The sequence below is a fragment of the Planococcus lenghuensis genome (assembly GCF_001999905.1).
Taxonomy (GTDB): Bacteria; Bacillota; Bacilli; order Bacillales_A; family Planococcaceae; genus Indiicoccus; species Indiicoccus lenghuensis.
In genome coordinates, this window is record NZ_CP019640.1 from 1,608,695 (window position 1) to 1,622,776 (window position 14,082).

At 49.4% G+C, this 14,082-nt stretch carries 13 protein-coding genes, 1 pseudogene and 1 riboswitch; of the genes and pseudogenes, 11 read left to right on the forward strand and 3 right to left on the reverse strand.

Annotated elements, in window-relative coordinates:
* Positions 1-2 precede the first annotated feature (2 nt).
* Positions 3-863 (reverse strand): tyrosine-type recombinase/integrase, encoded by an 861-nt coding sequence (locus B0X71_RS08165; RefSeq protein ID WP_077588953.1) that lies wholly within the window; start codon positions 861-863, stop codon positions 3-5.
* A 175-nt stretch (positions 864-1,038) separates the two neighbouring features.
* Between B0X71_RS08165 and B0X71_RS08170 the strand changes: the two genes are divergently transcribed.
* The 4 genes from B0X71_RS08170 to B0X71_RS08185 all read left to right on the forward strand — a co-directional run bounded on the left by B0X71_RS08170 (position 1,039) and on the right by B0X71_RS08185 (position 5,368).
* Complete coding sequence (locus B0X71_RS08170; protein WP_077588954.1) at positions 1,039-1,530, forward strand: DinB family protein; 492 nt, start codon at positions 1,039-1,041, stop codon at positions 1,528-1,530.
* Positions 1,531-1,662: 132 nt separating this feature from the next.
* On the forward strand, positions 1,663-4,374 hold the full coding sequence (gene acnA / locus B0X71_RS08175) for an aconitate hydratase AcnA (protein ID WP_077588955.1): 2,712 nt from the start codon (positions 1,663-1,665) through the stop codon (positions 4,372-4,374).
* A gap of 261 nt (positions 4,375-4,635) precedes the next feature.
* Positions 4,636-5,073 (forward strand): acyl-CoA thioesterase, encoded by a 438-nt coding sequence (locus B0X71_RS08180; RefSeq protein ID WP_077588956.1) that lies wholly within the window; start codon positions 4,636-4,638, stop codon positions 5,071-5,073.
* Positions 5,057-5,368, forward strand: coding sequence for a hypothetical protein (locus B0X71_RS08185; RefSeq protein WP_077588957.1), 312 nt, complete (start codon positions 5,057-5,059; stop codon positions 5,366-5,368). The genes B0X71_RS08180 and B0X71_RS08185 overlap by 17 nt, the downstream gene beginning before the upstream one ends.
* A gap of 6 nt (positions 5,369-5,374) precedes the next feature.
* Here B0X71_RS08185 and B0X71_RS08190 read toward each other — a convergent pair whose 3' ends face one another.
* Entirely contained in the window at positions 5,375-5,677 is a 303-nt protein-coding gene (locus B0X71_RS08190) for a HesB/YadR/YfhF family protein (RefSeq protein ID WP_332309468.1), read from the reverse strand.
* 17 nt (positions 5,678-5,694) lie between these two features.
* On the reverse strand, positions 5,695-6,288 hold the full coding sequence (gene plsY / locus B0X71_RS08195) for a glycerol-3-phosphate 1-O-acyltransferase PlsY (RefSeq protein ID WP_077588959.1): 594 nt from the start codon (positions 6,286-6,288) through the stop codon (positions 5,695-5,697).
* 156 nt (positions 6,289-6,444) lie between these two features.
* Here plsY and B0X71_RS08200 point away from each other — a divergent pair, with 156 nt between their 5' ends.
* The 7 genes and pseudogenes from B0X71_RS08200 (at position 6,445) to tenA (ending at position 14,081) form a co-directional block, all read left to right on the forward strand.
* The gene (locus tag B0X71_RS08200; RefSeq protein ID WP_077588960.1) at positions 6,445-6,852 is read left to right on the forward strand and encodes a CoA-binding protein; all 408 of its coding nucleotides are present in this window, start codon (positions 6,445-6,447) and stop codon (positions 6,850-6,852) included.
* 118 nt (positions 6,853-6,970) lie between these two features.
* Complete coding sequence (parE, locus tag B0X71_RS08205; protein ID WP_077588961.1) at positions 6,971-8,941, forward strand: DNA topoisomerase IV subunit B; 1,971 nt, start codon at positions 6,971-6,973, stop codon at positions 8,939-8,941.
* Positions 8,938-11,364, forward strand: coding sequence for a DNA topoisomerase IV subunit A (gene parC, locus B0X71_RS08210; protein WP_077588962.1), 2,427 nt, complete (start codon positions 8,938-8,940; stop codon positions 11,362-11,364). The genes parE and parC overlap by 4 nt, the downstream gene beginning before the upstream one ends.
* A 153-nt stretch (positions 11,365-11,517) precedes the next feature.
* Positions 11,518-12,000 carry a universal stress protein gene (locus B0X71_RS08215; protein ID WP_077588963.1) on the forward strand — a complete coding sequence of 161 codons (483 nt, stop codon included), beginning with the start codon at positions 11,518-11,520 and terminating at the stop codon, positions 11,998-12,000.
* A gap of 32 nt (positions 12,001-12,032) precedes the next feature.
* Entirely contained in the window at positions 12,033-12,359 is a 327-nt protein-coding gene (locus B0X71_RS08220; RefSeq protein WP_077588964.1) for a hypothetical protein, read from the forward strand.
* Positions 12,360-12,498: 139 nt separating this feature from the next.
* Positions 12,499-13,065: a hypothetical protein gene (locus tag B0X71_RS08225; RefSeq protein ID WP_077588965.1), complete on the forward strand. Its 567-nt coding sequence runs from the start codon at positions 12,499-12,501 to the stop codon at positions 13,063-13,065.
* 138 nt (positions 13,066-13,203) lie between these two features.
* Positions 13,204-13,310: riboswitch (TPP riboswitch) on the forward strand.
* Positions 13,311-13,397: 87 nt separating this feature from the next.
* Positions 13,398-14,081 (forward strand): annotated as a pseudogene (gene tenA / locus B0X71_RS08230) (thiaminase II).
* The last annotated feature ends 1 nt before the right edge of the window (position 14,082 follow it).

Here is a 14,082-nt window from a genome sequence, read left to right on the forward strand (position 1 = left end):
GCTTATTTCTTCTTCGGTCTGACACGCGTCAGCGCTTCTTTCAGAATCCGGGCGGCAGATTCCAGCGTGATGCCAAGCGCTTCCTGGATTTCCTCCACGTTTTTCCCTTCTTCTGCATACAAATGCCGCACGTAAGCAAACCGGATATCGCCGGAGCGAATCGGACGGCCGAGCAGTTCAGCCAGTGCATCGGTGTAATCAGACAGCGACCCCATCTGAAATTCGGTGTAATTGTCTTTCACTTTCGACGCAAGCAGAAAAGGAGTGCCGCGCTCGTGTGCGAGATCAATCCCTTTTTGAATGATCGGAATTTCACTGCCCATGAAATCCAGCGGCCGGGTATAACCATCTTTTTTATCAACCGTCAACCGGAGTTTATAGCCGAAATCCTCAACCCGGCTGATATCGATTGCAGTCATATCCCGCACCCGCAGCCCCCGCATATAAAGGAGGAACAGGATTTTGGCATAAAGAGCCAATTTATCCGATTGCAGAATCTCTTCCTGACGCCCGAGCAGTTCCTTATAATCGAGATCGATTTCCGAAGGAGTGAGATCAAGCTTTTCAGGCAGCTTGAATTTCGGCATGAAATCAACCGGAATTTTGCCGATCTGCCACATATAATCAAACCACTTACGGACAAAGACCAGTTTGCGGTTAATGGTATTATCCTTCAGCCCTTTATCGCGCTGTTCTTTGAAAAACCGCTGGATATCAGAAGGGCGGATCTCATGCGGTTCAATCGGTCCATTATGATAGCGGGAAACAGAGGCCAGCAAGTGTTCAATCAGCTGTACTTCATGGACGACCGTATTCGGGCTTATGCCATTTTTCAGCCTGAATTTCTCGTAACCAAAGGGCATGAATGCCACAACCTTTCAATTTAATTTATGTATGTACAGTATAGCATATATCTTTTAAAGTACGAAATTACAAAAGGAAAAATAAAAATTCCTGAACACAATAAAGAAGAAAAATTGTCACGGAAAATAATGTATGCAATAGTAGATACAAAGAATGCAGAGAGGGGAAGAATAGGTGCACAGAAAGAAGAACGCGGAAATCCGTGAAAAATTATTCCAGCTGCTGGAAGGATATTCGAACGATGAAGTCAATATCAAGCCATCAGCGGGAGAGTGGTCGCCGGTGCAAATCCTGGAACATCTCTACTTGATGGAACTTACAATCATCAAAGGAATTGAACAGGAACTGCAAAATCCGGAGAGCAGCACAGCAAAACCAAAACCGATCGCCCTTACTGTAAATCGGTTCATAAAAGTGGAAGCGCCGGGGCGGACCAAGCCTTCTGACATCTACCAGACCATTCCGCAAATCAAAGATAAACTGAATCAGTCACGCGCCAGTCTCGATGCTTTATACAATGCTGCCGATAAGGAAGAGCTTAAGCGGAAATCCATGCGGCATCCCGTGTTCGGGCTTGTCCCGCTTGATCAATGGTTTTCATTTGTCGGGCTCCACGAAAAACGGCATGCGAAACAGCTGAAGCAGACCTTGAAAAAAATTAAATAAAGCTATATTCATAAAACTTATCACTTCATATAGTTTTAATGTAATTTACTTATGCACCGATTTTCGTTATGATAATAGATGGAGAAAAGATACTGATAGTGCCTTTTCATGAGAATAAAAGGAGGAACGAACATGGCAAACAGCAATTTGCACAACAGCCGCACATCATTTGAGCTGAATGGCAAAACGTACAATTATTATCGCTTGGCTGCTTTGCAGGAAGCAGGAGTCGCTGATATTTCACGTCTTCCATATTCCATCAAAGTTTTGCTCGAGTCCGTACTGCGCCAGCATGATGGTTATGTCATTACCGACGAACACGTAGAAGAACTGGCGAAATGGGGCGCCAATGCAAACAAGGAAGCGGAAGTGCCATACAAGCCTTCCCGTGTTATCCTGCAGGATTTCACAGGCGTTCCCGTTGTAGTCGACTTGGCTTCCCTCCGTTCAGCAATGGCTGAAATGGGCGGCGATCCGGATAAGATCAATCCGGAAATCCCGGTTGATCTCGTCGTTGACCACTCCGTGCAGGTAGACAGCTACGGAACACCGGAATCCATGAAAATCAACACGAAACTTGAATTCGAACGGAACAAAGAACGGTATCAGTTCTTGAACTGGGCACAAAAAGCATATGATAATTACCGCGCCGTTCCGCCGGAAACCGGTATCGTACACCAAGTGAACCTTGAGTACCTGGCGAATGTTGTTCATGCAATTGCAAATGAAGACGGCACTTTTGAAGCTTATCCGGATACGCTTGTTGGGACTGACTCACACACCACTATGATTAATGGTCTCGGCGTACTCGGCTGGGGTGTTGGGGGCATCGAAGCGGAAGCGGGCATGCTCGGACAGCCATCTTATTTCCCGATTCCTGAAGTGGTCGGCGTTAAACTGACAGGTGCACTGCCTGAAGGCACGACGGCAACTGACCTTGCGCTAAAAGTGACACAGACGCTCCGCAGCCATGGGGTTGTTGGCAAATTCGTGGAATTCTTTGGCCCGGGTGTACCGGCACTGCCGCTTGCTGACCGTTCAACGATTGCCAACATGGCACCTGAATATGGCGCAACTTGCGGTTTCTTCCCGGTAGATGAGGAATCACTAGATTATATGCGCCTGACAGGCCGTGACCCGGAACACATCGATGTGGTCAAAAAGTACTTGCAGGAAAATGGCATGTTCTTTGATCCATCTGTTGAACCGATCTACACGGATGTTGTGGAACTTGATCTTTCCGCGATCGAACCGAACCTGTCCGGGCCGAAACGTCCGCAGGATCTGATTCCGCTGTCACAGGTGAAGGAATCGTTCAATAAAGCGGTAACGGCACCGGAAGGGCCGCACGGTTTCGCACTTCCTGAAGAAGAATTCAACAAAACGGCTACAGTCGAGCTTGAAGACGGCCGCACAGCTGAGATGAAGACAGGGGCCTTGGCGATTGCAGCCATCACATCCTGTACAAATACATCGAATCCGTATGTTATGCTCGGATCTGGTCTTCTTGCGAAAAAAGCTGTTGAAAAAGGCCTGAAAGTTCCAGCTTACGTGAAAACATCACTGGCGCCGGGCTCAAAAGTCGTTACGGGTTACCTGCGTGACGCAGGACTCCAGGATTATCTGGATGAACTCGGGTTCAACCTTGTCGGTTACGGCTGTACAGTTTGTATCGGCAACTCCGGTCCGCTGCTGCCTGAAATCGAAAAAGCGATTATGGACAGTGATTTGCTTGCGACTTCTGTCCTTTCCGGTAACCGGAACTTTGAAGGCCGGATCCACCCGCTTGTCAAAGCGAACTACCTGGCTTCACCGCCACTCGTCGTCGCTTACGCACTTGCAGGAACAATGGATGTCGACTTGAATAATGATCCGCTTGGCCAGGACAAAGACGGCAATGACGTCTTCCTAAAAGACATTTGGCCGTCTACTGAAGAAGTGAAAGAGGCGGTTATGAGCACAGTTACGCCGGAATTGTTCCGTGAACAGTACGAGCGTGTATTTGATGAAAATGAAACTTGGAATGCGATCGAAACTTCCGAAGAAGCGCTTTATTCATTCGACGATGATTCGACGTACATCCAGAACCCGCCATTCTTTGCAGGTTTGACAACAGAGCCGGCTGATATCAGCTCGTTGAAAGATATGCGCGTGCTTGCGAAATTTGCGGATTCCGTTACGACGGACCACATTTCACCGGCAGGAGCGATCGGCAAAGATACACCGGCCGGTAAATACCTCCGTGAACACGGCGTGGAACCGCGTCACTTTAACTCTTATGGTTCCCGGCGCGGAAACCATGAAGTGATGATGCGCGGGACGTTCGCCAACATCCGGATCCGTAACCAGATTGCACCGGATACAACCGGCGGCTATACAACGTATTGGCCATCAGAAGAAGTTATGGCGATTTACGATGCAGCCATGAAATACAAAGAGGACAACACAGGTCTTGTCGTTCTTGCCGGTAAAGACTACGGCATGGGCTCATCCCGTGACTGGGCTGCAAAAGGCCCGTTCCTCCTCGGCGTTAAAGCGGTCATCGCAGAAAGCTATGAGCGGATCCACCGTTCAAACCTTGTGATGATGGGTGTGCTGCCGCTGCAATTCGTCAATGGCGAAAATGCCGATTCACTCGGTCTGACCGGACGCGAACAAATCAGTGTGAACATCACAGATGATGTTAAACCGCGCGATTTGCTGACAGTCACTGCGACTGCTGACGATGGCACGACCACTGAGTTTGAAGTACTGGCCCGTTTCGATTCCGAAGTGGAAGTGGATTACTTCCGTCACGGCGGAATCCTGCAGATGGTGCTTCGCAACAAAATGGCAACAGCTTAATAAATAGAGAAAAGGAAGCTGCCCAGTCGGGCAGCTTCCTTTTTTGTTCAGAGACCGACTGACAGCTCGCTGGTGAGCAAGAGACGGGGGATCGGCATCCAAGGGATGGGTATAACGAATAACACGGCGCTATGCCTCTTTCTATGCGCTCTGTGAAGAAAAAACGCAAACTATAGGGATATCATTCAATGGGACTGTAAGCAGCAGGACCTGTTTTTTTCGACCTCCTCCGGTATAATAAGTAGGTGAGGTGACAGATACGTGTTCATAAGCGAAAAAGAAATTGAAATCCGTTATGCCGAAACAGACCAGATGGGCGTTGTGTATCACGCCAATTACTTGATCTGGCTGGAACTTGGCAGAACAAAATTAATCGAAGACATCGGCTATACCTATGCCGGTTTGGAAGAACAGGGAGTGCTTGCTCCTGTGACAGACTTATCGATCCAGTACAAGCAGGCGCTTCGCTATGGCCAGAAAGCGATTGTGCGCACATGGGTGGAACAGCACGGCCGGCTCCGCACTGTCTATGGCTATGAAGTGCTGCATGCGGATGGGACGCTGGCTGCAACTGCCAAGTCTGAGCACGTGCTGGTCAAAAAAGACTCTTTCCGCCCGGTATCGCTCAAAAAAATCGATCCTGACTGGCACGAAAAATACGAAGAAATTAAAAAGGCTCCCGATGGCGTTCGGAATTAAGCGGGAAGAATTGAAGCAGTGGAAACAGGATGTAGCTGAAGGGAAAATCGCTTTTTTGACTCATTATTGGCTCGATCCGCGGTTTCCGGGCTGTGACACGGTGACGAAAGTCGGTTGCTGTGATCTTGACCGGCTTGCAGCATGGGGCGAACAGTATGGCTTACGGCGGGAATGGATTGATGACCGACGCGATGACTACCCTCATTTTGATTTGTTTGGTGAACGCCAGCGAATGATTCTCGAAGCCGAACAGCAGACCCGGCAGCTCGATAAGTTTGTACGAAAAAAAGCCTGAGAGAACTCAGGCTTTTTTGTAATCGTATTCGAGTTCCCCTGTCGACTCATTAAACAGGACGTGCAAATTGTGCCCATCAAAATACCACTTATCCCGCTCTTCCACGAAAAACAGCAGGTTATCGTACGTACTTTCAGCTGCTGCTTCATCCGGCGTGTCTTTTGTCACGCCGAGCGAGAAGCCCGCATGCAGTTTACTCGAACCGCCGTAGCGGGCGAAAAATCGGATGTTTTCTCCAGGTTCCGCTTCCATTTCATCCTTGAACCAGTTCAGCGCTTCTTTCGAGACTACGATATCCAATCGGATCACGTCCTTTTCTAAGCGTTTTACATCCACTTAACTTTTGGTTCTGTGCCAGCACGGATTCTGGCTATGTTTGAACGGTGCCGGTAAATGATGAACACAGACAAAATGACAATGACGATAAACAGAAGCCAATCTCCCGTCAGCCACACATAGACGGCCGTGTATGCCATGGCGATAAACCCGAGAGAGATGGATGTCAGGGAGACGATCTTCGTGAGTTTCAGCACGAGGAAGAACGACAGAACCATGACAACGAACAGCGGCCAGTGATAAGCTAAGAGCACGCCTCCGCTTGTGGCCACAGCTTTTCCGCCACGGAATCCGGCGAATACCGGAAAAATATGTCCGACGACAGCTGCAACACCGAGGATGAGCGGGTGAATGTCCGTCTCAATAACAAGCGGCAACAAAACCGCAGCCGTTCCTTTCAGGATGTCGATGAGGGTGACCGCTGCACCCGCTTTTTTTCCGAGCGTGCGAAAAGCATTCGTAGCGCCGAGGTTACCGCTTCCCATTTTTCGGATGTCTGTGTTATAAAATGCTTTCCCTACCCAAAGCCCTGCCGGAATGGAACCGAGCACATACGCCGCAATGACGGCAAACAAAGTTTCCATAGTTTGCTCCTTCATTCCTTGATAATCGTGTATACTGTATACGACTGATGCAGTCTCAGTTTATCACGAGATGCAAAGAATGGACAATAGCAGAGCTGAACTAGTTATTGCAGAGGCACAGCCAGTATGATAAAAGAAAAGGACAGGTGATTTTTTATGCAGAACCCTTCCCGAAACGAAATCAGGTCCATACTGGATCAGGCCGAAACGATTGCAGTCATCGGCTTGAGTCCGAATCCTGCCCGGACCTCTCATATGGTGTCAAAAGCGATGCAGGATGCCGGTTACCGGATTATTCCGGTCAATCCGATGGCCGATGAAGTACTCGGCGAAAAAAGTTATGCCCACCTGACGGATATGCCGGAACCAATCGATATCGTCAACGTCTTCAGAAGGAGTGAATTTCTGCCGGAAATTGCAGCCGAATATTTACAGACGAAGGCGCCGGTATTCTGGACGCAATTGGATGTCACGGACGAAGCCGTAGGGGAACAACTAAGACAAGCAGGACGTCAAGTGGTGATGGACCGCTGCATCAAAGTGGAGCACGCCATAGCGAAATAAGCGACTGAAGGGCGCCATAGCGCTCTTTTTATTTGACAAAAAGATTAATTTGACAGAAACTCACAGGACCGATACGATTAAACAGAGAAGCGAACATGTGTTTGTTGGAGGGAAATTAATGGCAAAATTACAGGAACACACATATAACGAAGATGCCATTCAGGTGCTTGAAGGGCTCGATGCTGTCCGGAAACGACCAGGTATGTACATCGGTTCAACCGATACCCGGGGGCTTCATCATCTTGTGTACGAAATCGTTGATAATTCCGTGGATGAAGTGTTGGCCGGCTACGGCAGCCGCATTTCCGTTACCATTCATGAAGACAATTCAGTAAGCGTGCGGGATTATGGTCGGGGAATGCCGACGGGGACACATGCAAGCGGTAAGCCGACACCGGAAGTTATTCTGACCGTGCTCCATGCCGGCGGAAAATTCGGCCAGGGCGGCTACAAGACCAGCGGCGGATTGCACGGCGTCGGTGCTTCAGTTGTGAATGCGCTGTCGGAATCACTTAAGGTGACCATCTACCGGAACGGCAAAGTATTCGAACAGCGATTTGAAAAAGGCGGAAAACCCGTCACAACACTTGAGGAAAAAGGAAAGACGAAGGAAAGCGGCACACTTATCCATTTCAAACCGGATGCGTCGATCTTTTCTGCAACGAAATTCAATTACGAAACGTTGAGCGAGCGGCTGCGTGAGTCGGCGTTCCTGCTGAAAAATACAGCAATTGAATTGAAAGACGAGCGCACAGCCGAAGAGGAGACGTTCCTGTTCGAAACCGGTATTGAAGCATTTGTCCGGTACTTGAATGAAGAGAAAGATGTGCTCCATAAAGTGGGATACATTGAAGGGGAACAGCAGAGCATTGAAGTGGAATTTGCGTTCCAGTTCAATGACGGCTATTCGGAGACGATTCTGTCGTTCGTCAATAACGTGCGGACGCGGGACGGCGGGACGCACGAGACAGGCGCAAAAGCGGCGATGACCCGGGTATTCAACGATTACGCAAGAAAGATCAACTTGCTGAAAGAAAAAGATAAAAACCTGGATGGCTCGGATATCCGGGAAGGCCTGGCGGCGATCGTATCCGTCCGGATTCCGGAAGAATTGCTGCAATTTGAAGGACAAACAAAAGGCAAGCTTGGCACAAGTGAAGCGCGAAGCGCGGTCGATGCGGTCGTATCGGAAAAGCTGATGTACTTCCTCGAAGAAAACGCGGAACTCAGCGCATCGCTCGTCCGGAAAGCCATCCGGGCATCGCAGGCGCGGCTTGCAGCCCGAAAAGCGCGGGAAGATGCACGGAACGGCAAGAAACGCAAAAAGTCCGATACGCTGCTTTCCGGTAAACTGACACCGGCCCAGTCCCGCAATGCAAAGAAAAATGAATTGTATCTCGTGGAAGGGGATTCGGCCGGCGGATCTGCCAAACAAGGGCGCGACCGCAGCTTCCAGGCGATTTTGCCGCTCCGCGGGAAAGTCGTCAACACGGAAAAAGCGAAACTTGAAGATATCATGAAAAATGAAGAAATTTCCACGATCATTCACGCAATCGGCGGCGGTGTGGCGTCTGAGTTCGCGGTGGATGACATCGCCTATAACAAAGTCGTCATCATGACGGATGCCGACACGGATGGCGCGCATATCCAAGTGCTTCTCCTGACATTCTTCTACCGCTACATGAAACCGCTGATCGATGCCGGGAAAGTCTATATCGCACTTCCGCCGCTGTATAAAGTCTCCAAAGGCGCCGGCAAAAAAGAAGTGATCGAATATGCTTGGACAGAAAACGAGCTGGATGCCGCCATCAAAAAAATCGGCAAAGGCTATGGAATTCAACGCTATAAAGGACTTGGCGAGATGAACGCTGACCAGCTGTGGGAGACGACGATGAATCCGGAAACGCGCACGTTGATCCGCGTGACGATCGAAGACGGCGCGCGTGCAGAGCGTCATATCACAACATTGATGGGCGATAAAGTGGAACCGCGCCGCAAATGGATCGAAAGCCATGTGGACTTTGGTCTTGAAGACGATAACAACATTCTGGAAAACGATTTGATTCATGAAGAGGAGGAAGTGATTTGACGCAGCTCGAAAAGTTTCAGGACCTTCCTCTGGAGGAAGTGATCGGCGACCGCTTCGGCCGCTATTCAAAATACATTATTCAGGACCGGGCGCTGCCGGATGCACGCGACGGCCTGAAACCGGTACAGCGACGCATTCTGTATGCGATGTTCCGGGAAGGCAACACAAACGATAAAGGGTTCCGGAAATCGGCGAAAACCGTCGGAAACGTCATCGGTAACTATCATCCGCACGGTGACAGCTCGGTATACGAGGCGATGGTCCGGATGAGCCAGGATTGGAAAGTCCGGCACATGCTGGTTGAAATGCATGGTAACAACGGTTCAATGGATGGCGATCCGCCGGCAGCGATGCGTTATACAGAAGCCCGATTGTCAGCCATTGCATCTGAAATGCTGCGGGACATCGATAAACGGACCGTGGATTTTATTCCGAATTTCGATGACACCGAGAACGAGCCGACGGTTCTGCCGGCGAAATTCCCGAGTCTTCTCGTCAACGGATCGACAGGTATTTCCGCGGGGTATGCGACGGATATTCCGCCGCACGCCCTCCACGAAGTGCTCGATGCCGTGCTGATGCGCATGGATAAATCGGATGCGACGGTCGAGGAACTGATGACCGTACTGAAAGGGCCGGACTTTCCGACCGGGGGCACCATTCAAGGGACCGACGGCATTCGCCAGGCATACGAAACCGGTAAGGGCCGGATCGTTGTTCGGGCCAAATCGGGAACTGAAAGCCTGAAAGGCGGCAAGGAACAGATTGTCATTACGGAAATTCCGTATGAAGTGAATAAAGCAAACCTTGTCAAAAAGATTGACGACCTCCGGTTTGACCGGAAGCTGGAAGGCATCGCGGATGTGCGGGATGAATCAGACCGAACGGGTCTCCGCATGGTCATTGAGCTGAAAAAAGACATCGATGCAACCGGTGTGTTGAATTACCTGTACAAGAATACCGATCTGCAGATCAGCTACAACTTTAATATGGTTGCGATTTACAAGCGCCGGCCGACGGTGATGACCTTGCCGAAACTGCTGGATGCGTATATCGACCATCAAAAAGAAGTGATCACAAAGCGGTCTGAATTCGATTTGCAGAAAGCGAATGACCGGCTTCATATTGTCGAAGGGCTCATGAAAGCCTTGTCAATTCTCGACAAAGTGATCAAGACGATCCGGGCATCGACGGATAAGCGGGATGCAAAAACCAATTTAAAAGAAGCGTATAAGTTCACGGAAGCACAAGCGGAAGCAATCGTATCGCTTCAGCTTTACCGCCTGACGAATACCGATATCTCGGAACTTCAGAAAGAAGAGCAGGAACTGCGCAAAAAAATTGAAGAGTTGACCGGTATCCTGACGAGCCCTAAAAAATTAAACAAAGTGATTAAGAAAGAACTGACCGCTGTCCGGAAGCAATTTGCAGAGCCGCGCCGGTCGGTCATCGAAGAGAAGATCGAAGAACTGAAAATCACGAAAGAATTGCTCGTGCCAAGCGAGGAAGTGATCGTGACCGTCACGAAAGATGGTTACGTCAAACGGACGAGCCTGCGCTCGCATGCAGCATCCAATGGCCAGGAGTTCGCGATGAAAGAAAGTGATATGCTGCTGTTCGAAGGCAATTTGAATACACAGGATACGCTCCTCATCTTCACGACAGCCGGGAATTTTGTCTACCAGCCGGTTCACGAATTGCCGGATATCCGCTGGAAAGATCTCGGCCAGCATTTATCGAGCATTGTCCCGCTTGACGACGAGGAAGCCGTTCTGTCAGTGCTGCCCGTTAAATCATTTGAAGAGGAAGCAACGATTGTAACAGCTTCCGCGAATGGTCTCGTGAAACAATCGGCACTGAAAGATTATCAGATGCAGCGTTATTCGAAGCCGATCAAGACGATGAATTTGAAGAAAGATGATCGCATGATTTTTGCAGCACTCCACACGGATGAACCGGAATTCTTCATGGCGACCCGGTTCGGATACGGCGTGCGATTCCAGATGGAGGAAGTGCCGGTGACGGGACTTAGGACAGCGGGCGTAAAAGGCATCAACTTGAAAGATGGCGATGAGACCGTATCTGCTCTCCTGATCAAAGAAGGGCCAGACTTTGAATTGCTCCTCCTCACCCAACGCGGGGCTGTGAAGAAAATGAAGCCATCTGAATTTGAAACAGGCACCCGTGCCAAACGGGGGCTGGTCATGTTGCGGGAAGTGAAGTCCAATCCCCATAGTGTGGCAGGCGTCATCGGAGTACAGGGTACGGAAGAAATTATCATTGAAACCGAAAAAGGGCACCGGATTCCGGTCAGTATTAAGAAACTGAAAGCGGCAGACCGGTATTCCAATGGTTCGTTCCTGCTTGATGAGAAAACGGATGGCCGGGCGGTCACTGTTTATCGTGTGGAACAGCCGGAATAAAACAATATAGGAAACAAATGAAAAGCATCGCCTGCGGGCGGTGCTTTTTTGTATGCAAGAATCTAGTCCCGAAATGATGCAATGGCAATGCAGGAACTTTGGAGAAGCAGGTCGAATAATAAAAAGTAAATGATCGAGAGGAGATACAAGACCATGATCCTACAGTATGATCGGATTCTTGTTGCTGTCGATGGCTCAAAAGAAGCGGAATGGGCGTTTCAAAAATCCATTGGTATTGCCCAGCGGAACCGGGCTGCTTTGTTCATAGTCAACATTTTGGATGCCCGTTTGTTCCAAGGGAATAAAATGTATGACAGTTCTGTCATGAGGGGAGGCGAACAGCAAGCGAGAAAGGCGGCAGAAAAGCTGTTGAACCGCTATAAAGCAGAAGCGGAAGCGGCGGGTGTGAAGCCGGTGGAGATCATTATTGAGCGCGGTTCTCCACGAGTTACGATTCCACGCGGGGTGGCCCGGAAAATTGACGCAGATCTGATCATTTGTGGTGCCAGCGGGCTGAACCGGGTGGAACGGTTTATCATGGGCAGTGTCTCCCAGTCGATCGCAAGGATGAGTGCATGTGATGTGCTGGTTGTCCGGACAGAAGAAGAAATCGATGAAGCAGCCGCGGAAGCCTGAAGAAACGCATTTCCCTACATGGAGGCGAGCGCATGAAACTGGCAAAAGTTCCTGAACATAAACCGATTCCTACAAGCGAAACCCGGGTGTTGAAATGGGTCGGAGGCGGACTGGAAGCGGCGCTAGGTATCCCGATTATTGGCGGATTATTCATCATTAGTTTGAATTGGATGCCACTGCTCATCATGCTGGCTTTTCATATTGTTGCCTTAATCCTGACCATCCAAGCAGGCCGCAAAAGAACGGGCCATATATTGGGCATTATCGCATCGGCTGTTGGCTGGATTCCTCTCATAGGCATGATCATGCATATCATCACGGCCACATTCCTGATGATCGAAGCCGGACAAGATGAGTGATCCGCAGTAAAAGCGCTGATCAAAATACGGCAGAGAATTGGGCAAAGAGCACCGGATGACGGTGCTTTTTTGCTTGATAACGTTAGACTGGTCGTAAATACATATAATGAATTTAAGTCAACTGATCCGGAGGCTGGACATGAAGAATACTATCATTCAATCGGCATTCATTATCATAACAATCAGTCTTTCTGCCTGCGGGCAAGCAGAGAGCCCGCAAGCAGAAAATAGACAGGAAATGGCGGAATTCTATATCGCCGCATTTGAGACCCTCCTGGCCGAAGATTCGGGGCTCAATGAAGGGATGGAGTATTTGATCATTGATTTCGAGGAGCTGCCTGCAGCTGACGGCGGGCCTACGGGGAATGCGGCGACAGAACCACAAACTGCTGAAGAGAGTGGGGAAAAGCCAGGGCCAGAAGTGATCGCAGAGGTCCTGGTATATTTCGAAGATACCTATGGGGTGGAGACCCGGGAAGGCGACATGCAGACAATTGAACAGGAAGGAATGATGGATGAAGAGACAATGACCATTGATGGCATTCTCCTGACGATTGAAGACGTTCGGTTTACCAGCAAGACGGAGGCCATCATGGAAGGAACAAAATTTAAAGGCGGTCTCGGTGCGATCGGACTTCGAATGGAATTGAAGGAACGGGAAAGTACTTGGTCAGTCGAGCAAACGGAAATGCTGTGGGTCAGCTGACCAAGCATGCTTTCAGAGCAGAAATTCAAGGATATCATGGCGGCTATTGATGGCTGTTCCGGTAAACTGCAAGTTCTGTTTAAGCATTTTTGAGAAAGTTTCGCTTTTATGGTATAGTGATTCCGACAACAAAATATCGCAATCCACTAGGGGAGCCGTATGAAAAACGGCTGAGACGGGCAGAGCCTGGACCCTTTGAACCTGATCTGGATCATACCAGCGGAGGGAAGTGGGCGAATGCACGCTTATTTTTCATCTCAGCTGAATTGCAGACGCCGCTTTCCTTTACTGGAAAGCGGTGTTTTTTATTTGCAGAAAAGGAGATGGAAAAGATGACTTTTTGTGAGGAAATCCGGTTGGAAAATGATGCGCTATGGGAAGCGAGCTTTAATCATCCATTCGTAAAGGGAATCGCGGAAGGGTCGCTGCCATTGGATGTGTTTCGGTTCTATGTGATGCAGGATGCGTATTACTTATCCCATTTTGCGAAAGTGCAGGCACTCGGAGCTGCAAAAGCGAAAGACTTGGAAACGACGAGAAGTTTCGCTCATCATGCAGAACAGACATGTGCGGCAGAAATGGCGCTGCATGAATCATTCATGGCGTTACTTGGTGTGACAGAAGCTGACTGGGCCGCATTTGAACCGTCGCCGAGCGCATATGCCTATGTAAATCACATGCATGTTTCGGCGGAAGGGGATCTTGCTGACGTGCTGGCTGCAATTCTACCTTGCTATTGGCTCTATCACGAAGCCGGCGAACGCCTGAAGGGAGCACAACCCGACCATCCGATTTTCGAGAAATGAATCGGGACTTACAGTTCCGAATGGTTCGGCGAATTGGTGAATGAACAAATTAATCGGATGAATTCCCTTGCAGAAGATTTGCCGGAACAGCGTCGACAAGAATTGAAAGAGCGCTTCCGACGGAGCAGCTATTACGAATGGAATTTCTGGGAACAGGCGTGGACAATGGAAAATTGGGCGCTAAAAACCAAAAAAGAAGCGGGTGTGTAAC